Below are 19,802 nucleotides of genomic sequence, written 5' to 3'. Positions count from 1 at the left end.
CATTTTAAATCCCCTTCATATCATAATAAGAATCTTTGAAGGAAAGGGGGACTTTATCATGGATTATTACGGCGGTTACGGCCCATGTGGTGGCTATGGACCATGTGGTGGTCAGTACGATCACGGCTCTCGTAGAGGGAGTACTTTTGCATTAATTGTAGTTCTTTTCATTTTACTAATCATCATCGGGGCAACTTTCCAAAAGAAATGCTAAATAAATAGGAAATTCCTTCACTAGTACGATGGTTATATACATTCGAATTTCCCCTGAAAAATTCCCATTTGTTTAAAGAGTGCCTAAACCGCACTCTTTTTTGTTTTTTGCAATCCCAGGTTGAAATGGAATGAGCCAGATAGACAGAATGATGGTCCAGGTAGACAGAATCGCTATCGAATAGACAGTTTACGCTCCCAGGTAGACAAAATGGCATTCCAGGTTACTCAATCAGAATCGTCAACTTTTCACAGGAGTGTTTTGAAAGGACAATCTACGGGAACCTTACTTGTAAAAAGGAGTTTTGCACATGCCTTGGAACAACAATGATTATCCTGATTCTTTCAAGAACTTGGACACGCCTGTTCGCAAGAAAGCTATTGAAATTGCCAATGCCCTTCTTCGAGATGGAATGGACGAGGGCCGAGCTATTGCCATCGCCACTGAAAAAGCCCGTGAATATGTCGGTGGCGATGAGAAGCAAGAAGTATATAAAGTATTGAAGCACTCAGATGGTTGGCAACTTCAGAAAGACTCTGGAAGTAAAGCGATTTTCGTAGCTGAAACAAAACAAGACTTGCTGGATAAGGCAAAACCATATGTGAATGACCACAATGGGGTACTGAAAATTTATCAAGAAGATGGTTCATTGCAGGACACAATGTATGAATATGATTAAAGGTTAGATATAATTAAACGCCCACTTCATCTATAAAATGAAGTGGGCGTTTTGTGTATCAAGCATTGTTCGCTTTTTTAACTCGATTATAGAACAGAATCCCACTGGCCAATAATAGGACACCAAATGTAAATGTCTTGAGATCGGCTGTCCCAGCATAAATAACCCAAATGGAATAGAGGGTAGCAAGAATACCGATAATCGCATCCGTAACTCTACTTCTTCCATTCGTATAGGTTTCACCAGTAAAGACAAGCTTTAACTGGAAAGCAGAAGAAATGAAATAAGGAACCAAATAAGACAGCGTGGCAACAATAATAATGAAATCAAATGCAGCAGCAATCGTATTTGAAACTGTAGAGAAAATGAACAATTGTCCAAGTAAATTGGTGATGATCAATGAAAAGACGGGAATTCCTTTTTTATTCACTTTGGCGAATGAAGGGAGGAACAACCCTTGTTTAGCTGCCTGGTAGGGAATTTCAGCACTAAGCATGACCCAGCCAATCGTAGAACCAAATAAACTAATCAAACCGATTGCGGCAAGAATTTTTCCGCCGATTGGTCCCAACACGGTTGAAATGGCATCAATCAGAGGTTTATCAGAAGCGATGAGTGCATCATGGCTTAACATTCCTAAAACGAGCGTGCTGATGCCGACATAAATGGTAAGAGCGATAAGAAGTCCGATTGTCGTTGCACGCTTAACATCGATTGGTTTTTTAGCACGTGATGCGAAAACGATTGCAGATTCAACGCCAACGAATGCCCATAGAGTGGCAACTGCTGCGCCATTCACTTGTCCCAAAAGTCCAATAGATTGTCCAAGTTCATCATATCTTGGTGCAACAAAAGGAAGGATATTCGCTTTTTGAAATGCGAATAAACCAATCACAATAAATAAGACGAATCCAATTACTTTTGTGGCTGTGGCAACAAAATTAATCTTTCCGGCATTTTCAAGGCCGTTCAAGATGATATAATGCACACCCCATAACAATAGTGTACAAACCGTAAAGGTTAGGGCGTTTCCGATTTTTAAAGTGAAATCACCGATTGTAAAAAGTTCAGCCTGATTGACTAAAATAGGGAAGAATGTGGTTAAATAACCGGCAAACGTTGTGATAATGGCTACGTTCCCAGCCACATTTCCAATCCAATATCCCCAAGAAGACATAAACCCTGATAACGTGGAAGCATTACTGCCCGGTTTAAATAATTCCTTGGCATAAATCTGAGGACCTCCAGTTAAATCAGGTTTTCTCAGCGCCAGATTACCAAATACTAAAGCAATCATCAGCACGCCAAATCCTGTAACTAACCAAGCGGATAATACGCCGGCTGGGCTGGCTACTTCACTCAACGTGCGGGGCAGCATGAAAATGCCGGATCCCACCATATTTCCAACTACTAACGCAGTTAAAATCCATAAGCCTAATTTTTTTTCTGTATTCAAAAACGTATGCTCCTTTCAATTCATTCTATATCTACCCGGAATATATGATTTGTAAAATAAGGTGCAAAAATCACTCGGAAACTGATTGCAAAAATTGAATCCTCCAAAAAGGTGGTTGTGGTAAAGATGCCAGTCCCCGCAACTGGTCCAGAGGGTTAAAGGTCTACGAGAAAAACCTTCCACTTGAAGTCGATAAGTCCTCTGACTCTACATCAAGTTATACTTTATTTCCGACCACTATCTCATCTTGAGCTGAAGAAGGCTATATTTATTCACTTGTCCTAATATAGATACGTTCATAAGAGAAGTCAATTGGAATGTTTTACTATAGTAGTGTGTGAAAGTGTTTCTTCTCTAAATGTTCCATTTGACATTGACGCAACGTGAAGGTGTACGATGAAATCAAGAGGAGGTGACGGGGTGGAATACACAGTTCAAAAGTTAGGGAAATTATCTGGGATAAGTTCACGCACATTGCGCTATTATGACGAGATGGATCTTCTCAAGCCGGCGAGAATCAATTCATCAGGATATCGAATATATGGCCAAGCGGAAGTTAATAAATTACAGCAAATCTTGTTTTATAGAGAACTGGGGTTAAGTCTCGAACACATCAAACAAATCGTTAGCAATCCTTCATTCGATGGTGTGAAAGCCTTGAATGAACACCGTTCACAACTCCTCGACAAACGAAAGCAACTGGATTTACTGATTGCCAACGTGGAAAAAACGATATCTTCAGTAGAAGGGGGATGCAACATGACGAACGATGAGAAATTCGAAGGCTTCAAACAAAAAATGATAGATGATAATGAACAACAATATGGCAAGGAAATTCGTGAGAAATATGGAGATGACACGGTCAACCAATCAAACAGCAAAGTGAAAAACATGACCCAAGCCCAACACGATGAAGTAACAAAGCTTGCCAATGAAATTGCCTCAACATTAGCAGAAGCATTCAAGACGGGAAATCCTGCAAGTGACCTTGCCCAAAAAGCGGCGGATCTCCATAAACAGTGGATTATGTACTATTGGCCGAAGTATAGCAAGGAAGCTCATGCAGGACTCGGGCAGATGTATGTGGATGATGAACGATTTACTGCCTATTACGATAAAGAACAACCTGGAACAGCGGCATTTCTTAGAGATGCCATTCAAATTTATACCGGAATGAAGTCATAACAAAAGAGCAGATGGAGTCACTTCGACTTCAATCTGCTCTTTCTGGTATTAAATACGTCAATCAATCAGTTGAATCTTATTATCTTTAAACCACACGTGCATTTGAGCAAGGTGGGCAAGAAGCTGTGGCCCAGACATCAATTGACCGAACCAAGGGACTTGAAAAGCTGTGCCTTTTGAGTCAACCAATTCATTTAATCGTTCCCCATCAAAAAGCTCATGAAGAATCGAATTTTTATCATTTAATAAGTCTTTTAACCAGCCTTGGACTCGGTCGGTGTAATATGGATTATGTGTTTTTGGATATGGGCTTTTTTTACGGTAAAGAACTTCGTTTGGTAACATACCTTCTAACGCTTTGCGCAAGATCCCTTTTTCTCGATTTCCCGCCATTTTTATTTCCCAAGGAATATTCCAGGCATATTCAACAAGCCGGTGATCGGCAAATGGAACGCGCACTTCCAAACTAGCGCCCATACTCATCCGGTCTTTACGATCTAGAAGTGTTGTCATGAACCATACCATGTTCAAATAAAACATTTCTCTCCGCTTTGCTTCGAGACTTGATTCGCCATCAAGTCGGGGAGTTTCAGCAACGCTCTGTTCATAAGCATGACGAGCATAATCTTCAAGTTTTAGCTTCTGACGCCAATCATCTTTTAATAAGGACACACGCTCATTTGTGGAGCGCATCCAGGGAAACCCGGTGCCGTTTAAATCATTGGCATTGTGAAACCATGGGTATCCCCCAAAAATTTCATCCGCGCATTCTCCGGACAAGCCTACAGTGAAATCCTGTTTGATTTCTCTGCAAAACCACAGTAGTGAAGAGTCGACATCCGCCATACCCGGTAAATCCCGAACATGAACAGCCTCAGTCAGATGATCGATTAGTTGATCTTGTGTAATGATGGATGAGTGATGAACAGTTCCGAATGTATTGACGACCTTATCTATCCATGGACCATCAGCATTCGGCTGAAATTCATTGGCTTTAAAGAATTTGGCATTGTCTTCGTAGTCGATGGAGTAGGTATGAAGAGGTCCTTTTCCTTCCTGTTTATAACGATTGGCTGCAATGGCTGTAATGGCACTGGAATCGACACCGCCTGATAAAAAGGAGCATAGTGGAACGTCTGATACAAGTTGACGTTCGACGGCATCCGTTACAAGGAAACGAACTTTTTCTGCTGTTTCATCAACAGAATCTGTGTGATGTTCACTTTTGACGTTCCAGTAGCGCCAAATGCGAAGACCTTGACGTGAAACGGTTAACGCATGAGCGGGGCGTAACTCCTTCACTCCATGGAATACCCCGGAACCAGGTTTTCGGGATGGTCCTACAGCCAGAACTTCTGCTAAACCTTCACGGGACAGTTGCGTCTTCATATCTGGGTGGGCAAGAAGAGCTTTAATTTCGGATGCAAAAAGTAAGCCCCCACTATGTTCGGAATAAAACAGCGGTTTTACACCTAAACGATCGCGTGCGATAAACACTTTTTGTTCTTTCTCATCCCAAATTGCAAACGCAAATATTCCATTGAAATAATCCACACACTGTTCTTTCCATTCAATGTAGGAAGTCAGCAGTACTTCTGTATCGGAGTGCCCGGAAAAGGAATGGCCTTTTCGCAGTAACTCTTTTCGAATATCTTCCGTGTTATATAATTCACCGTTATAGCAAAGTGTATAGCGGTTGTCGTGATGTACTTTCGTCATCGGTTGCTTTCCACCGATTGGATCAACAACCGTCAATCTTCGGTGGCCAAAAACCGCATGTGTTTCCAACCAGACATTCTCGTCATCGGGTCCCCGTTTGGCCAATGTTTTTGTCATGTTTTCCACTATCGATGCCTGCGTTCGTAAATCGCGCTCAAAATGCACCCATCCTGTAATGCCACACATTAACTCTCATCCCTTCTACATCACAAACTCTTCTATTTCCATCTTTCTAGCCTATGCAAAAATCGCAATAATGCTCATACGAGGAGATTTTTGACCGACTGTCGAATTGATTGAAATGGAACACGAAAGGAGAAAAAGTATGCAAACATTTTTTCAATACAATTGGATGATTAGAGAAGAATGGTATAAATGGTGTGAAGAAGTCCCTTTGGAGGAATTGCTGAAAGTACGCACTGGTGGCGTTGGTGGAATTTTGCATACACTATTCCATATTATTGATGTGGAGTGGAGTTGGATTCGCCTTATGCAAGGCAAACCGGATTTCAAGGAAAGCTTTGACGACTATCAAAGTCTGGAGCGGGTGAAGGAGTTGGATGTTCTCTTTAAAAAAGAAGTGGAGGAGTTTGTCCTTTCCTGGAATCCTCAAATGGAACATAATGAAGTGCGAGAAACGAGCCAGGATGGAATAGTGGAAATCTTCACTTGCGGAGAAATAATGCGTCATGTTATTGCACATGAAATTCACCATATCGGTCAGTTGTCCGTTTGGTCCAGGGAGCTAGGTAAAAAACCTGTATCTGCAAATTTGATTGGTAAAGGACTCACGACTTAGAATCGGGAACTCCTTCTAATTTGCTCCTTTCAAGAGGATTATAATGGATGATGATGATCAAGGTTTGAAGAGCAAATAATCACCTGTTCTAGGATCGAAAATATAGTATAAAATTTTCCCATCTTTAATGGCTGAGATAAAATAATCTTCTTGATTTTGTAAGTTAGGCACTTTTTTTGTATGCTTCCAGCCAAAATCAACCGCATTAAATTTCTCAGCATTATCTTTGTTAGGGAGCTCTACTTTTTCTTTTTGTTCAATTAACAATTCAGCTTCTTGAAAGGTGTATTGAGGTTGAATGACGAAGTAATAGATTGGTAACCCGATCAATATTCCGTATAAAATGAAAAGTTTACGATTCTTTTCACTTTGTTCATGAGGCTCAGTCGGAATTACGTACAATATGAATGTGAAAAAAATGACCATTATTAATATACTTATGTGTATCATATAGTCTTCCATGTATGCATAATCCCTTGCCTTGAATGTATAATAAATTCCTTCTGAAAATGCCAATAGAAAAGCGGCGATGGTCAACTTTTCATTCTTCAACATCTATTGCATCACCCCTTCACAGAGTATATAGTCAAATCATACAACAATGTAAAAAATAAACAAAATTAAATTTAGGGTGATAAAATGAAAACTTTAATAAATATCCGTCCCTACCGATCTGATGACTATCCGTCCATTAAACAACTGAATCAAATGGAGGGATGGAGTAACCTCGTAGAAAAAGAAGAAGATACGAAAAAAGCGTGGGACCATTCAAATATCGCTTATGTGGTAACGATGGAAGAGGAAATAGTTGCTTATGTGAGAGGAATAACCGACCAGGCAATCACGCTTTACATTTGTGAAATACTCGTCAGTGAAAAGTTAAGGGGCCAGGGAGTTGGCCAACAGTTACTGAAGTTCGTACATAATCAATACCCAACAACCCGAATGGAAATGTTGGCAAGCTCGACGTCACATACTTACTATGAACAACATGGCTTCAGGCCGTTTTTTGGATTCCGGAAAACCTTACCTGAATGGAAGTAAATTACTACGAAGGAAGTTGTGAAAGATGAACAATATTGATAAACGGAATCGTCTTGATGAAGAAGTGTTTAGTTATCGAGTTAGTAAAAACAATTCATTATTTATTAACTTCAAAGGGAAAGAAATCAAAATTGTAAAAGGCAAGGAAGCAGAGAGGTTGCTTTCAAAGATTCATGCGGCTGAAACTGATAAAGAAATCCAGTTAGTCCTTGCGAAGATTACAGGAAATTTTAAACATGGTAATGAAAAAAACAGTAAAAAGAAGGCATAGATACCCTAATTTAGGTATCTATGCCTTCAGTTTATTCGATAATCGCCAGTTCACTTGTTGCCTTAATAAAAGACGCATAAGTTACTGGTCCAAAGTGGTCTGGATTTCCTTTGAAGAATTTCTCCAGCGTATATTGTTGAGCACAGATAATTGAGCACTGCTTCGCTTGCATAATTAAGTTCATATAAGCGATAAAGTAACCCACTGATAAATTCCCGCCTTTGTTTACGACCATATTAAACCCTCCAAATTGTTAACAACACGAACTTTTTCCACCGATATTGGTACTGCAAACACCCGTTTCGGGTAAATCAAGTTCCACTCGTTTTGCTGCTTCTTGATCTCCTGTTAAGTGGGCAACAATGGAACGGATCTGTTCATAGCCAGTCGCCATTAAAAATGTCGGTGCACGTCCATAGCTCTTTACGCCTACAATATAAAAATTCTTTTCTGGTTGGCGAAGTTCGGCTTCTCCGTGAGGGCGGACAGTTCCACAGCTATGAATGTTCGGGTCAATGAGTGGCGCCAAGGCAGACACGCTCTCGGTAGCAGCATCAATGTCGAGTCGAATTTCACGCAGGAAATTGAAATCAGGACGTGATCCAGTATTTGAGATGATTTCATCAATCGTATCAATTGAATATTTCTCATTTCTCATAGTGCCATGAATCATTAACTTGCCATTGTCTTGAACGATTTCGTTAATAAGGAAAGGGGTATGAACGCTAATTTTTCCACTGTCGACTAGTTGGTGAATACGTGAACCCAATTGACCTCTTGCAGGTAGTGCATCACGGGCTTCTCCACCATACACTTCCTCTACACGATTCTTACGCAGGATCCAAACGATTTCCGTTCCATCTAATTCAGCCAATTCTAAGATTGTGTTAATTGCAGAATGACCACCGCCGACAACGGCAACACGCTTCTGTTCAAATTTAGTACGTTCTGTTCCTTTTATATTTGGGATGCCGTACGTGATTTTAGTTGAAAGTGATTCTTCTCCTTTTGTCCATACATTATCTGCATTCACAGGATTCGGTTGAGCCCATGTGCCAGATGCATCTATGACTGCTTTTGCTTCAATTCGTTCCGTATTGCCATCTTGTTCGATATACAGGATGAAAGACTGTTGGTCTCTGTTGGCATCTTTCATTTTGTCCAAGCCTTGCTTACTGATTGCCACTACTTTTGCATTGAATTTGATTAATGGTTTAATTTGAGGCAAGTTGGCTAGCGGAATCAAATAATCTTCCACAAGATCTTTGCCGAAAGGTAATCGCTTCATGACAGGTGCTTTCCACCTACTTTCCTCCAAAAGTTTCAAAGCCACTTTGTCGATATTATATTGCCAAGGAGAAAATAAACGGACGTGACCCCATTTTAAAATATTATGTCCAACGGTAGGACCGACTTCGATTATCAAGAATGGTTCGTTTTTAGCTGCCAGATGTGCAGCTGCCGCTAATCCCACTGGACCTGCACCGATGATGACTGTTGGCAAAGTAGGCGCCTCCATTGTAGATTTAGGAGAACTACAGCAATTCGTTAAAATGTTAAAATTCATTTTTTCATTTGTCATGTTGCTTCCTCTTTTCTTTTATTTGTAACTTGCAAGTATAGGGTGAAATAATAAGCAAGATTTCTCTTGCTCATATAATAGGTGTACAGCACACGCTTGATTTTGCCATGGCATTGTTCAATACTTTAATCGATCTCAAAACTGTTTCTTGTTCAAATTCATTCATATGTGAGAAAATTTCATCTAAGTAATTATTCATTGACGTTTCAATTGCCGTGGCCATGAACTTGCCTTGAGTCGTTAAGGATAAAATGTAATATCTTTTATCATCAAGGGAAGGGGATTTTGTGACCAGTCCCATTTTAATCAATGTTTGAATTTGTCTACTAAATGTCGTTACATCAATGGCAAGCAATTCTGCGATTTGTTGCATGGTTGGTTCATGATGTTTATCGATTTCGTATAAAATATGACTATGCACAGCTGAAATATCGATTCCACCAATTGCGCAACAATTTTTATTCAAAAGGCCGAAGCGACGGGTTAATACTTGAAATAACTCTCGTTTGTTTTCCATGATTCCACCTCTTTAATATAGTTATATGCTAATTGTTTGCAAAATGCAACTAAAAACTTAAAAATAAAATAAAACGAATAAAGAAGGTATGAAAATGTCCATAACAATTCGTCACATGCGTGCTACTGACTGGCCAGAAGTAAAAGAGATTTACGAAGAAGGCATTAAATCGAAAAATGCTACATTTGAAACTCAAGCACCTTCCTATGGGAAATGGATGGAAACGTCCCATCCAGACTGTCATTTGGTTGTAGAAGAACACAATCGAGTATTAGCCTGGGCGAAAGTGCTGTACACTTCAGCACGTCCTGTTTATTCTGGGGTGGGTGAAGTCAGCATATACGTCCATCCAGATGCGAAAGGCAAAGGTGTCGGAAAACGTTTATTGCAGGAATTGATCAAAGTTTCTGAGGAAAATGGATTCTGGACATTAAAAGCAGTGATTTTTCCAGAAAATGAAGCCAGCATCAAACTCCATAAATCCTGCGGTTTTCGGGAAGTGGGGGTTCACGAGCGACTAGGAAAGATGGGTGGTGTATGGCGTGATAATACGCTTTTGGAAAAACGCAGTACAATTGTAGGTGTAGACTAAAGCTTTTCTAAAGGGTTGTCTTAAAAGTCATCCATATGGACTTTTAGGTGCAACCCCTTTTTTCATGCAGCTTAATAGTTAATCTTTTAAGGCTCTACCTTTTAAAAGTCTTTTACTGGCTCAAAAATTTCAACGAACCATCTTTTTTAGATTTAAAACAACGATTAAAGTTAACGTACCAATACTTGTATAAATAATAGTAAATCCTACTGCCGAAAGAAAATCTGTGAGTAAAATAAAAAGTGAAGCTAGTAAGCCTCCTGTAGTTGCCACAACCCCCAAGACTCCTGAATAGGTACTTCGGTATTCATCTGGAATAATTTCTGCGATGATTGTTTGAGTCGATGGCAATAAAATAAGCTCACCTATCGTTACAATACCCATTGCTAAAAATAAGATGTTCGAAAGCTCACTAACACTTAATAAAATATAGCCAATAAAGAAAATCATCGAACCGGTGATTATAGCATTTAGATCACTCATCTTCTTTAGAAATCTTGTGAAAAATACTGTAAGTCCTACTGCTAATAACGTATTTTCAGTACGTAAAAACCCTAAAAGTGTATAGCCTTCATCTCCAAATAAACTAACGTAGCGAATACTTAAATAATAAGATAACTGTTCATCCATTATGGCAAAAGTCAAAGTCACATATGCTACGGAAATGAATACCGGATCCCTAAGCATCTCTCTATAGACTTTTAATGTAGAATGATTTGGTTTACCTTTGGCTTCTGGTGTTACTGCTCCCTCTACAATACTTTGATACTTGTCTTCTATCCAAATAAATACACAAATGAAGGAAATAAATGAGACAGATGCTACTACTAAAAACAATATGGTTGCATATTGATCAAAGAGAAATCCTCCTGTTAAACTACCCAAAGCAATAGATAAGTACGCTGTCCACAAGAGAACTGTGTAAACATTTTTCCGATTTTCTTTTGTTGTTTCATCAATGATAAAAGCACTGTAGGCGGGATTTGCAACACTCGAAAAAAAATAAATGATAATAAAACCTATAAAACTTACAAAGGGTTTGCTACCAACTGGCATATTCCCAATTGCAACAATAAGGAATCCAACTGCCGTTAGAAATTCGCCTATTAATATAAGCTTTTTCCTGCCATACTGATCTGCCATTTTACCTCCGATTAAATAACCAATAATACCGGAAAAACCAATACAAATAATCATCCAAGTTGCAGTTTTGTTCCCAACTTGTTCGACAAAAAATACAACTACATAAGGCATTACTATCGCATTTGAGAAAACTGTTAAAAAGCGAAGCGCTATCCTAATCTTAATGGCTGAGCTAAAGGATTTTATATCCATAATACCTCCAATTATGATTGATTAATCAATCATTTTTGTTTGTAAAAAAAGACCAAAATATTATTTCGGTCCAAATAAGCGCATAGCTATTTCTGCAAATTGGTTCCAATTTTCAAGTGATGGATCATCCGCATAAGATAATCGTAACCCGAACAGTAAACTAACGTACGCTATAGCTATTTTTTCTGCATCTCCATCGGCTAATTGATTCGCTTGCTGACCGTTTACAATTAACTGAGATACTTTATTATTTAATTTTTCATTATGTTCGTTTACTACTTTAAAAGCTTCAGAAAAACGTTCATATTGCCCGATTACTTGAACCAGTAATCGTAAATATTCTTTTTGGGTAGAAAACAACTCAAAGTGCTTTAGGATAAATGTTTGAATTTCTTCTCTGTATGAATTGGGGGATGGATCAAAATCCAACAGACTTTTCGTAAATTCTTCCAATGGTAGTACTACACAGGCCATAAAGAGTTCTTCTTTATTTCCAAAATAAATAGATACACTTCCAAAGCTAACATTAGCCTCTCGGGCAATTTCAGCCATCGTTGTTGCCTCATAGTTTTTTTCAGCAAATAGTCGAATAGCAGCCTTTAAAACAGTATCTTTCTTCATTTCAATCGTTCTTTTTTTATTGTCATTAGCCATAAATTACCACCTCACTTATACAATACAGATAAATGATTGATTAATCAATCATTTTTTATAAATTTAATTTACTCTAAACTAAGCTCTAATCTAAAAAAACGTAACCCCTGAACACAGGAGTCACGTTTTCATTTACAAGCTTCATTTATTTTTCCAACCACTCCAAAAATTCCAGGCGATTGCCGAATGGGTCACTTACATAAAAGCGGTTAGCTCCAGGTAATTGATCATCTGTCGTGACCGATATGCCTTTATTGCGAATATGTGATGCCAAAGCTTCTAGATCATTTACTTCAAAGGCAGGATGCGCTTTCTTCGCGGGAACAAAAGGTTGTTCAACGCCTATATGAATATGAACACTCCCATTTGAAAACCAAACGCCGCCATTCTTTTTCAGACTTTCAGGCTTTTCTACTTCTTCTAATGAAAGAACATCGCGATAAAAAGAGCGTGCAGTATCTTCACTACCTACTGGAGCTGCCAATTGAATATGGTCAATCCGTTTAATTAACATCATTTTTATTTTCCAACCTTTCATGTTTAATTAAAGGCATTAAGAAGAGTGCGCCGACGAATACTACAGAAGCTGCACCAACTAGTGCCAAGGAATAACTTTCTGTTTCGGTAGCTAAAACTCCTGCAATCGAAGGTCCGATCATTTGTCCGAGTGCATAAATTGTAGTCATAATTGCAATCACTCTCGCACTGCCATGGGGATTTTTGTTGCGTGCAAAGGCTGTAGCAAGAGTGGTGACACCCATAAAGGTAGCCCCAAACAAAATAGCACTTATATAAAAGCTTGTAGAGGACTCTGATAGGGCAGGCAAGGCGATCCCAATCGACTGGATTATTAATAAAATCATCAGTGAAAGCATATAGCCATGTTTACTGCCAAAATAAGCCCAAATGACGCATGAAGGGATTGCTGCCAAACCAACTAATACCCAAACACTTGTCGCGTTCCCACTAAAAGCAGGCGTGTGTTCAGCAATTGCTACAATAAATGTACCTGTTACGATATAGCCTAATCCTTCCAAACCATATGCAACGAGCAACCAAGGTAGCCATTTGGGTGTTTTGGATTGTTTTGAGGACTCGGCAACTGGACTGATAGCTGGCTCGGAGTGGTCTTCTTTTACGGTTAAGAAGACGATTATGCTTAATACTGCTGCCAACCCGGCAAGTCCAATCCAGGCACCTTCATACTGGTAATTCTTAATTAATAGGGGAACGAGTAGACCTGATACGAAAATTCCTAGACCAACTCCGCCATACATAATACCGACCAGGCTTAGTTTCCGTTGTTTAGCCAATTGATCCAATATCAAACTGGAAGCAAGAACGAAGACCAATGCACTTGTAATGCCGGACAGGAATCGCCAGACCATCCACACCGTATAACTATATGTAAGTCCCATGACTAACGTTAATAAAATACTAATGATAATGGTGATGCGTAATAAAATGGCGCGATGACGCTTTAATGGAACGATACTAGCAATGACAGCACCTACTAAATAACCAGCATAATTACTTGAAGCTAAATAGCCGGCAAAACGTGTAGAGAACCCAGTGTCCTGTTGCATAAAAGGTAGGATGGGTGTATAGGCAAAGCGGCCGATACTCATGGCTATAAACAGAGCAAAAACGCCACCGATGACAAGTAAATAAGGATTTTTAGACAAGGCGATTTCCCCCTTTAGTTTTCTTCTATAATCATACGCCTTTCATTCAAAATTTCAAAAGAAGGTTTGATTTCAACAATAAAGGAAATAGATAGGGAAAGCGAAAAGAACTTGGAGGAACTATATATGACTGATCAACAATTAAAAAAATTAAAAGACCAACTGACGAAAGAACTGGAAGATGTGAAAAATCGTCTTCATGAAGACCACCATTTAGAAACAACGGAGTTATCAAATTATGATAATCATCCAGCAGATAATGCGACGGATTTAACTGATCAAAATACAGAAATGGCAATTGAACAACATAAAGAAGAAGAAGTCGAGCAAATTGAAGCAGCCTTACAAGCAATTGAAAATGAAACGTATGGAGTTTGCGCTGTATGTGGGGAAGACATTCCATTTGAACGACTTGAAGCATTGCCAACAGCTCAGACATGCATTGAGCATGCCAATCATGATTTCGGCACGGATGGTAGACCACCTGAAGAAGACATCCTTGGTTCTTCTACGGATCATCCTTTAAAAGATCAAGGTGGTGTCCGAGATTATGAAGACAGTTTCGATGATGTTGAGAATTTCGGTTCATCTGACTCGCCACAAGATGCAGTGAAAAGCGATCAAAAAAACTTTTATAAAAAATAAGATGTAAGCGAGAATTCCTAGGAATTCTCGCTTTTTTAGTTTAATCGTAAACCGCTTGGGCTCTATTCAAAGTTGGTTCTTTTCACATATAATGGGAGAAATAAAAATATTTAAATTATCATAAAATAATCTGTAACTATTTTTTTGATGATACGTTTAATTGATTTGGAGGAACTAAAATGAGATTGGTGAAACCATCACTTGAGTGGAAAGAACAACATGAAGAGTATGTGGCGGAGTGGGGTTCTGATCGAATGGTTCCTAGTAGCATGGATTTATCGGGCTTTGATACATACGATGAGTTTTTATTCGCATTAGACTTACGAGCGAAAGGAGAAATTCCTTGGGTTCCAAGCTCCCATTACTTTTTAATAGATAGTCAGAATCAAATAGTTGGAATGGTCGATATTCGTCATGAACTGAACGAGTTTTTGCGAACAATCGGGGGACATATCGGTTACGGTATTCGTCCGAGTGAACGCAACAAAGGATACGCAACCCTTCTATTACAAGAAGCTTTAAAAAAATGTAGAGAGCTTCAAATTGAACAAGTTCTTATTACATGTGATGAAGACAACATCGGTTCTGCTAAAGTCATTATGAATAACGGTGGATTAGAGGAAGATATATTTATCACTGAAGAGGGCTTAATGAAAAGAAGATTTTGGATTTCAGTTAAGGAAAACTAATAGAATGTCTATAATTCATCACTAGGTAATTAGATAGAGAAAGTGTTGAAAAAATGTGAAATTATTAGAAACTGAGAATATACTCCTTATTATTTTAAATGCAAACAATCAAAATCATTGATATTTACATTAAAAATGGTAAATATATGTTTTCATTCATGAAATTATCAGTTACAATGGATATAATTAAGTGAAAATTCATATTAATTTGAATCTTTTTGGAATAATTACCATTTTGTAGCGGTTTTTTTAGATATCCTTCACATATTTGCCCAGTCCAATGTAGAATGGAGCCGAATCATGAATCAAGTGTTAGAGTCTATGGAATCGAAAGTAAATAGTGAAATCATGTATAGCCAGATAATTGAATACTCCGTTGAAACCATCATTATTCATGTGGATCATAAAGTTCTTTACATTAATCAATCAGGTGCAAATTTTCTCCGTGGGCCAAAAGAAGAATTCATTGGCAAAAACGTCTTAAACTTCTTTCAGGACGATATGAAGGATATGATTCGGAGAAGAATTCAAAAAGCCATGGATGGAAACGAACCGACGAATTTAATAGAACAAACTGTTACACGGTTTGACGGTTCGTTGGTTGATGTCGAGCTATATTGTCATCCTGTACAATTTGGCGAGAGAAGAGCCATTCAAACAGTTTTGCGGGATATTACTGTTCGAAAAGAAACGGAAAAGATGTTAAACGACCGACAAAAATTGGCTTCAATTGGGCAAATTGCTGCAGGAATCGCACATGAAGTGAAAAATCCACTTACATCAGTAAAAGGTTTCTTGCAATTATTGAAAGAAAACAATTCACATCCATACTTATTTACGATGGAAAGCGAACTGGAAAAGGCAATCGATACTTTGCAAAATTTACTTCAAGTATCCAAACCGAATTTTTACGAAGAACAGATTGTAGAAATTGACGTTTGTAAAGAGTTGAATTCAATTGTCTTCCTATTTCAGGACAAGCTTTACAACGTGGAGCTTGAAATGGATATTAAGGATTGCAGAAAACATATTTATGGCAAGAAAAATCTATATTTAAAAGCGTTTTTTAACTTGATTAAAAATGCAATCGAATCAATGCCATCAAAAGGAAAACTTCGAATTGAGCATTACTTTCAAGATGATCTAGTCCATGTGAAAATCAGTGATACAGGAGTAGGTATTCCAGAAGATAAACTAAATTTACTTGGCACACCTTTCTATTCAAGTAAAAGTGATGGAACTGGATTGGGTTTAACACAAGTCTTTACTACAATTAATGACCATGGTGGTCAAATGACGGTAAATAGTGTGGAGGGTCAAGGAACAACCTTCCATTTGAAATTACCACAATTTCCGGTTGGTATGTAAAGGGGTATTCGATGAGCAGATTTGGACTGTTTGGAGAAATCACGACGATCGAAGGTAAACGTGATGAATTAGTCACTATTTTGTTGGAAGCTGCAGAGGCAATGAATACTCTAGAAGAGTGTGAGCTTTATATTGTTAGTGTAAAGGAAGAAGTACCAGACGGGATTTGGATAACTGAAGTTTGGCAAAATGCAGAAGCGCATCAATCATCACTCTCACTTGATGCAATAAAAAACTTAATAGAAAAAGGCCGCCCTCTCATTAAGGGAATGAATACAATGAATACGTTTTCCCCACTAGGTGGAAAAGGCCTTTAATAGATTTCAGTCACCCGTCCGTTCTAATTAGAGAATGGATTTTTTTTTGGAAAAAAAGATTATTTTAAATGAAAAAAGCACCAATCCATGAAAGACTGGTGCGAAAAAACGATAATACTTTTAACAGTCCACCACCAGCATTCACAAGTGACTGTTTAAAGGGAAGCCAAGAATAAAACGCCCTCTGCAAATTCCTTTTCACTCGGAAGCGGTTACGTTACAGTTTTTTAAAAAACTGTAATCCATCTGAGACCTCTTCTCTAATCGTGATTAATTTACCTCCAGGTTTGCTTCCAATTCTATTTCCACATTTCCTTTTAATGCCCGACTGATCATACAAGAGCTTTCAGCTTTCTGCACCAGTTTGCTGGCTACACCTAAATCTTTTTCCGAACATAAAACAAGATGGGGACGATGAATGATTTTTTTATATGTAATGATTCCTTTGGTAATATCAACGATGCCTTCTGACGTCATCGTCAAACATTCTTTTTCAATATTGCTTCGTTCGAGCATAGCTGCGAGCGTAATAATATAGCAGGTTGCGGCTGCCCCTAATAACATTTCATCGGGATTTGTCCCAATACCTGGTCCATCCATTTCAGGTGGAATTGAAATTTTGGTATGTAAGTTTGCAGTATTAATGGTACCAACGTCATTCCGGAGACCCGGCCAATTTGCGGTTAAATGAAAAGAATGAAGTGCCATGGAATTCCTCCCTATGTTGTTTTTTCAGTGTAATGTAAATTGAAGAAAAATAGCAGGAAAATGAATTGAAGCTATTTGATAGATTTACCTGTATAGGTAAGTCGGGATAGGAAAGGTGGGGTTTTCAATTTTTTTCATTAAGCTGTATCTTTATGCTATAGCCTAAGCTCAAACAATGTTACACTTACTATAAATTTCGGTCGTATAAAGGGGTTTGTAAATTGATGGAAGAGCGTATGCTAACATTAAAAGGCAAGAGTTTCCAAAACTTTGATGATGCAGCCGACAGTATTCTAAAAATGATAAGTAAAATCGTTGATATGAATACCATATTCATCGCGAAGAACGATAAGAAAACTAATCGGATTGTCAAAGCGGTTAACACCAAAGAAGTACTGTTAGATGAAGGGGATGAACTCCCTTTTAAAGATACCTATTGCAAATTAAGTGTAGATCATGGACGAGAAATTTTAGTCATTGAAGATATAACGAAAAACGACTTATCTCAGCCTCTACAAGTGACGGAGAATTTAGGTAGTGGTTCATTCATCGGTATTCCAATTTATTATGAAAATGGAGACAATTACGGAACCATATGCGGTTTAGATACGAATAACATTAATTTTTCAGATCAACATATAGAAATTTTTGAGACCATGGCATCCTTGCTTACATATGTCCTGGAACTTGATAAAGCTAATCAACAAATACAAACTTTGTCAGCCCCATTGGTACCCGTAACTAAAGGTGTGGCAATATTACCGATAATCGGGGAAATTACCGCGTCCCGGGCAGAAAACATCATCCATACTGCACTAGCGAAGAGTCAGGAATATGATTTGGATTACTTAATCATCGACTTATCTGCAGTGACTCATATTAACGCTACTGTCAGTGAAGCTCTTTTAAAATTGGCAAATATTCTAGGGATTATCGGCGTGAAACCTATACTTACGGGATTTCAGCCAGTAATGGCGCTGAATGCCATACAAGTACATGCAGATTTAAAAGATATACTTATTGAATCCACTTTGGAACGTGCGTTAGAAAGAATTGGGTTTACGTTAGTTAAAGATAATTGATATGAAAACATCTTTCCAATTGGGAAGATGTTTTTTGTTTATATAGAAGAAAACCAATTGAATATATTCTTCATTAAGTGGTCAAATGTATGAGAAATAGATGATTTTGGATGTTATCTATAAAAAATGGACATATGTGTATATATTACAAATGTATCAGAATGACGAATCCTGTCACACAAATGATAACTCCTGCACATGCCCTTGCAATTGATTTGCAATGCGCGGGTGGTATGCTAGTGGTCGTTAGTGAAAAGGAGGAAATTCATTTATGAAAAAGAAAATCGTTGCACTAACTGCAATTGCAGTACTATCAGTAGGGGCAGCAGGTCAAGCATCTGCATCTAGCGTCCATACGGTAAAATCAGGAGATACATTGTGGTCTATTTCCCAAGATAACAATGTTAGCGTACAAGATTTACAAGATTGGAACGACTTAGAGTCTACTCTTATATATCCATCAGAAGAACTTAAAGTAGAAGATAAAGTGAAAAAACATGTTGTTGTAAAAGGTGATTCACTTTTCAAAATCGCTAAAAAACACAACTTGTCAGTGGACGAATTAAAAACTTGGAATAATATTTCTGGTGATTTAATCTTCCCAGGTGACCAGTTAGTATTGGACGGAGCAAAAGTTGCGTCTGCACATACAACTGCAAAACCTGCTTCTAATAAAGCAAAAGCTCCAGCTCCAGCTCAATCTCAATCTCAATCAACAGCTAAAGCATCTGCTCCGGCACCAGCTGCCGTACAAACTTCAGCTTCAGTTAAAGAGATGACAGTAACAGCAACAGCATACACGGCTTATTGCCCGGGATGTTCTGGTACTACGGCAACGGGAATTGATTTGCGTGCAAACCCGAATCAAAAAGTCATCGCTGTAGATCCATCTGTCATTCCATTGGGATCACGTGTATGGGTTGAAGGTTATGGAGAAGCAATCGCCGGTGATACTGGCGGCGCTATTAAAGGGAAAATCATTGATTTGTTCATGCCTAAAGAGCAAGACGCTCTTAATTGGGGACGTAAAACAGTCAAAATTAAAATCTTAGATTAATAGTGAGAAAAAAGATGAGCCTTGTGCTCATCTTTTTTTGTGGAGAAGTGGCCCGGACTCCTGACAAGAGCGCGACGTCTGAAATTTTGCGAGTGACGTCTGAAATTTTGGCGTTCACGTCGGAAAAATAATGAGTCACGTCTGAAAAAACAGCGTTCACGTCTGAAAAGACACTACCCCCCAGACCCAAACAAAAAAGCTTGA

Annotated in this window: 24 protein-coding genes; 13 read left to right on the top strand and 11 right to left on the bottom strand. The window is 38.4% G+C overall.

The annotated features are described in order from the left end of the window. Positions 1-58 precede the first annotated feature (58 nt). Positions 59-214 carry a YjcZ family sporulation protein gene (locus M9R32_RS06775; RefSeq protein ID WP_269925975.1) on the top strand — a complete coding sequence of 52 codons (156 nt, stop codon included), beginning with the start codon at positions 59-61 and terminating at the stop codon, positions 212-214. Between the two features lie 310 nt (positions 215-524). Continuing rightward, the gene (locus M9R32_RS06770; protein ID WP_269925974.1) at positions 525-893 is read left to right on the top strand and encodes a DUF2188 domain-containing protein; all 369 of its coding nucleotides are present in this window, start codon (positions 525-527) and stop codon (positions 891-893) included. Positions 894-951: 58 nt separating this feature from the next. Here M9R32_RS06770 and M9R32_RS06765 read toward each other — a convergent pair whose 3' ends face one another. Then, on the bottom strand, positions 952-2,349 hold the full coding sequence (locus tag M9R32_RS06765) for an amino acid permease (protein WP_269925973.1): 1,398 nt from the start codon (positions 2,347-2,349) through the stop codon (positions 952-954). Positions 2,350-2,769: 420 nt separating this feature from the next. On the opposite strand from M9R32_RS06765, the gene M9R32_RS06760 reads away from it, so the two are divergent. Next, on the top strand, positions 2,770-3,534 hold the full coding sequence (locus M9R32_RS06760) for a MerR family transcriptional regulator (RefSeq protein ID WP_269925972.1): 765 nt from the start codon (positions 2,770-2,772) through the stop codon (positions 3,532-3,534). Positions 3,535-3,591: 57 nt separating this feature from the next. Here M9R32_RS06760 and asnB read toward each other — a convergent pair whose 3' ends face one another. Beyond that, positions 3,592-5,439 (bottom strand): asparagine synthase (glutamine-hydrolyzing), encoded by a 1,848-nt coding sequence (gene asnB / locus M9R32_RS06755; RefSeq protein WP_269925971.1) that lies wholly within the window; start codon positions 5,437-5,439, stop codon positions 3,592-3,594. A gap of 139 nt (positions 5,440-5,578) precedes the next feature. Between asnB and M9R32_RS06750 the strand changes: the two genes are divergently transcribed. Then, on the top strand, positions 5,579-6,052 hold the full coding sequence (locus M9R32_RS06750; RefSeq protein WP_269925970.1) for a DinB family protein: 474 nt from the start codon (positions 5,579-5,581) through the stop codon (positions 6,050-6,052). Positions 6,053-6,109: 57 nt separating this feature from the next. On the opposite strand, the gene M9R32_RS06745 is transcribed toward M9R32_RS06750, so the two are convergent. Further along, positions 6,110-6,607 carry a hypothetical protein gene (locus tag M9R32_RS06745; RefSeq protein WP_269925969.1) on the bottom strand — a complete coding sequence of 166 codons (498 nt, stop codon included), beginning with the start codon at positions 6,605-6,607 and terminating at the stop codon, positions 6,110-6,112. Positions 6,608-6,691: 84 nt separating this feature from the next. Between M9R32_RS06745 and M9R32_RS06740 the strand changes: the two genes are divergently transcribed. Together M9R32_RS06740 and M9R32_RS06735 are read left to right on the top strand one after the other, a co-directional pair. Further along, positions 6,692-7,096 carry a GNAT family N-acetyltransferase gene (locus tag M9R32_RS06740; protein WP_269925968.1) on the top strand — a complete coding sequence of 135 codons (405 nt, stop codon included), beginning with the start codon at positions 6,692-6,694 and terminating at the stop codon, positions 7,094-7,096. Positions 7,097-7,121: 25 nt separating this feature from the next. Then, positions 7,122-7,367 (top strand): hypothetical protein, encoded by a 246-nt coding sequence (locus M9R32_RS06735; RefSeq protein ID WP_269925967.1) that lies wholly within the window; start codon positions 7,122-7,124, stop codon positions 7,365-7,367. 31 nt (positions 7,368-7,398) lie between these two features. On the opposite strand, the gene M9R32_RS06730 is transcribed toward M9R32_RS06735, so the two are convergent. The 3 genes from M9R32_RS06730 to M9R32_RS06720 form a co-directional block, all read right to left on the bottom strand. Next, positions 7,399-7,602 (bottom strand): hypothetical protein, encoded by a 204-nt coding sequence (locus M9R32_RS06730; RefSeq protein WP_269925966.1) that lies wholly within the window; start codon positions 7,600-7,602, stop codon positions 7,399-7,401. Positions 7,603-7,620: 18 nt separating this feature from the next. Next, positions 7,621-8,949, bottom strand: coding sequence for an NAD(P)-binding domain-containing protein (locus M9R32_RS06725; protein ID WP_269925965.1), 1,329 nt, complete (start codon positions 8,947-8,949; stop codon positions 7,621-7,623). A 70-nt stretch (positions 8,950-9,019) separates the two neighbouring features. Next, the gene (locus tag M9R32_RS06720; protein ID WP_269925964.1) at positions 9,020-9,466 is read right to left on the bottom strand and encodes a MarR family winged helix-turn-helix transcriptional regulator; all 447 of its coding nucleotides are present in this window, start codon (positions 9,464-9,466) and stop codon (positions 9,020-9,022) included. 94 nt (positions 9,467-9,560) lie between these two features. Between M9R32_RS06720 and M9R32_RS06715 the strand changes: the two genes are divergently transcribed. Beyond that, positions 9,561-10,058, top strand: coding sequence for a GNAT family N-acetyltransferase (locus tag M9R32_RS06715; RefSeq protein ID WP_269925963.1), 498 nt, complete (start codon positions 9,561-9,563; stop codon positions 10,056-10,058). Between the two features lie 129 nt (positions 10,059-10,187). Here M9R32_RS06715 and M9R32_RS06710 read toward each other — a convergent pair whose 3' ends face one another. The 4 genes from M9R32_RS06710 to M9R32_RS06695 all read right to left on the bottom strand — a co-directional run bounded on the left by M9R32_RS06710 (position 10,188) and on the right by M9R32_RS06695 (position 13,732). After that, on the bottom strand, positions 10,188-11,393 hold the full coding sequence (locus M9R32_RS06710; protein ID WP_269925962.1) for an MFS transporter: 1,206 nt from the start codon (positions 11,391-11,393) through the stop codon (positions 10,188-10,190). 60 nt (positions 11,394-11,453) lie between these two features. Next, entirely contained in the window at positions 11,454-12,047 is a 594-nt protein-coding gene (locus M9R32_RS06705; protein WP_269925961.1) for a TetR/AcrR family transcriptional regulator, read from the bottom strand. 145 nt (positions 12,048-12,192) lie between these two features. Continuing rightward, on the bottom strand, positions 12,193-12,564 hold the full coding sequence (locus M9R32_RS06700; RefSeq protein ID WP_269925960.1) for a VOC family protein: 372 nt from the start codon (positions 12,562-12,564) through the stop codon (positions 12,193-12,195). Then, entirely contained in the window at positions 12,551-13,732 is a 1,182-nt protein-coding gene (locus tag M9R32_RS06695; RefSeq protein ID WP_269925959.1) for a YbfB/YjiJ family MFS transporter, read from the bottom strand. The genes M9R32_RS06700 and M9R32_RS06695 overlap by 14 nt, the downstream gene beginning before the upstream one ends. Before the next feature lie 126 nt (positions 13,733-13,858). Here M9R32_RS06695 and M9R32_RS06690 point away from each other — a divergent pair, with 126 nt between their 5' ends. The 4 genes from M9R32_RS06690 to M9R32_RS06675 all read left to right on the top strand — a co-directional run bounded on the left by M9R32_RS06690 (position 13,859) and on the right by M9R32_RS06675 (position 16,751). Continuing rightward, positions 13,859-14,377, top strand: coding sequence for a TraR/DksA C4-type zinc finger protein (locus M9R32_RS06690; RefSeq protein WP_269925958.1), 519 nt, complete (start codon positions 13,859-13,861; stop codon positions 14,375-14,377). Positions 14,378-14,556: 179 nt separating this feature from the next. After that, a complete protein-coding gene (locus M9R32_RS06685; protein WP_269925957.1) occupies positions 14,557-15,066 on the top strand; it encodes a GNAT family N-acetyltransferase in 510 nt (169 codons plus the stop codon). A 300-nt stretch (positions 15,067-15,366) separates the two neighbouring features. After that, complete coding sequence (locus M9R32_RS06680; RefSeq protein ID WP_269925956.1) at positions 15,367-16,434, top strand: ATP-binding protein; 1,068 nt, start codon at positions 15,367-15,369, stop codon at positions 16,432-16,434. 11 nt (positions 16,435-16,445) lie between these two features. Next, the gene (locus tag M9R32_RS06675; protein WP_269925955.1) at positions 16,446-16,751 is read left to right on the top strand and encodes a putative quinol monooxygenase; all 306 of its coding nucleotides are present in this window, start codon (positions 16,446-16,448) and stop codon (positions 16,749-16,751) included. Positions 16,752-17,021: 270 nt separating this feature from the next. Here M9R32_RS06675 and M9R32_RS06670 read toward each other — a convergent pair whose 3' ends face one another. After that, positions 17,022-17,459, bottom strand: coding sequence for an OsmC family protein (locus M9R32_RS06670; RefSeq protein WP_269925954.1), 438 nt, complete (start codon positions 17,457-17,459; stop codon positions 17,022-17,024). 224 nt (positions 17,460-17,683) lie between these two features. Here M9R32_RS06670 and M9R32_RS06665 point away from each other — a divergent pair, with 224 nt between their 5' ends. Together M9R32_RS06665 and M9R32_RS06660 are read left to right on the top strand one after the other, a co-directional pair. Then, positions 17,684-18,541, top strand: a complete 858-nt coding sequence (locus M9R32_RS06665; RefSeq protein ID WP_269925953.1) for an STAS domain-containing protein — start codon at positions 17,684-17,686, stop codon at positions 18,539-18,541. 271 nt (positions 18,542-18,812) lie between these two features. Beyond that, the gene (locus M9R32_RS06660) at positions 18,813-19,598 is read left to right on the top strand and encodes a 3D domain-containing protein (RefSeq protein WP_269925952.1); all 786 of its coding nucleotides are present in this window, start codon (positions 18,813-18,815) and stop codon (positions 19,596-19,598) included. The last annotated feature ends 204 nt before the right edge of the window (positions 19,599-19,802 follow it).

The sequence above is a fragment of the Paenisporosarcina quisquiliarum genome, assembly GCF_027563315.1.
In the GTDB taxonomy this organism is placed as follows: Bacteria; Bacillota; Bacilli; order Bacillales_A; family Planococcaceae; genus Paenisporosarcina; species Paenisporosarcina quisquiliarum.
The sequence above is the reverse complement of the archived record's forward strand: the minus strand, read 5'-3'. Positions and strand labels throughout refer to the sequence as shown.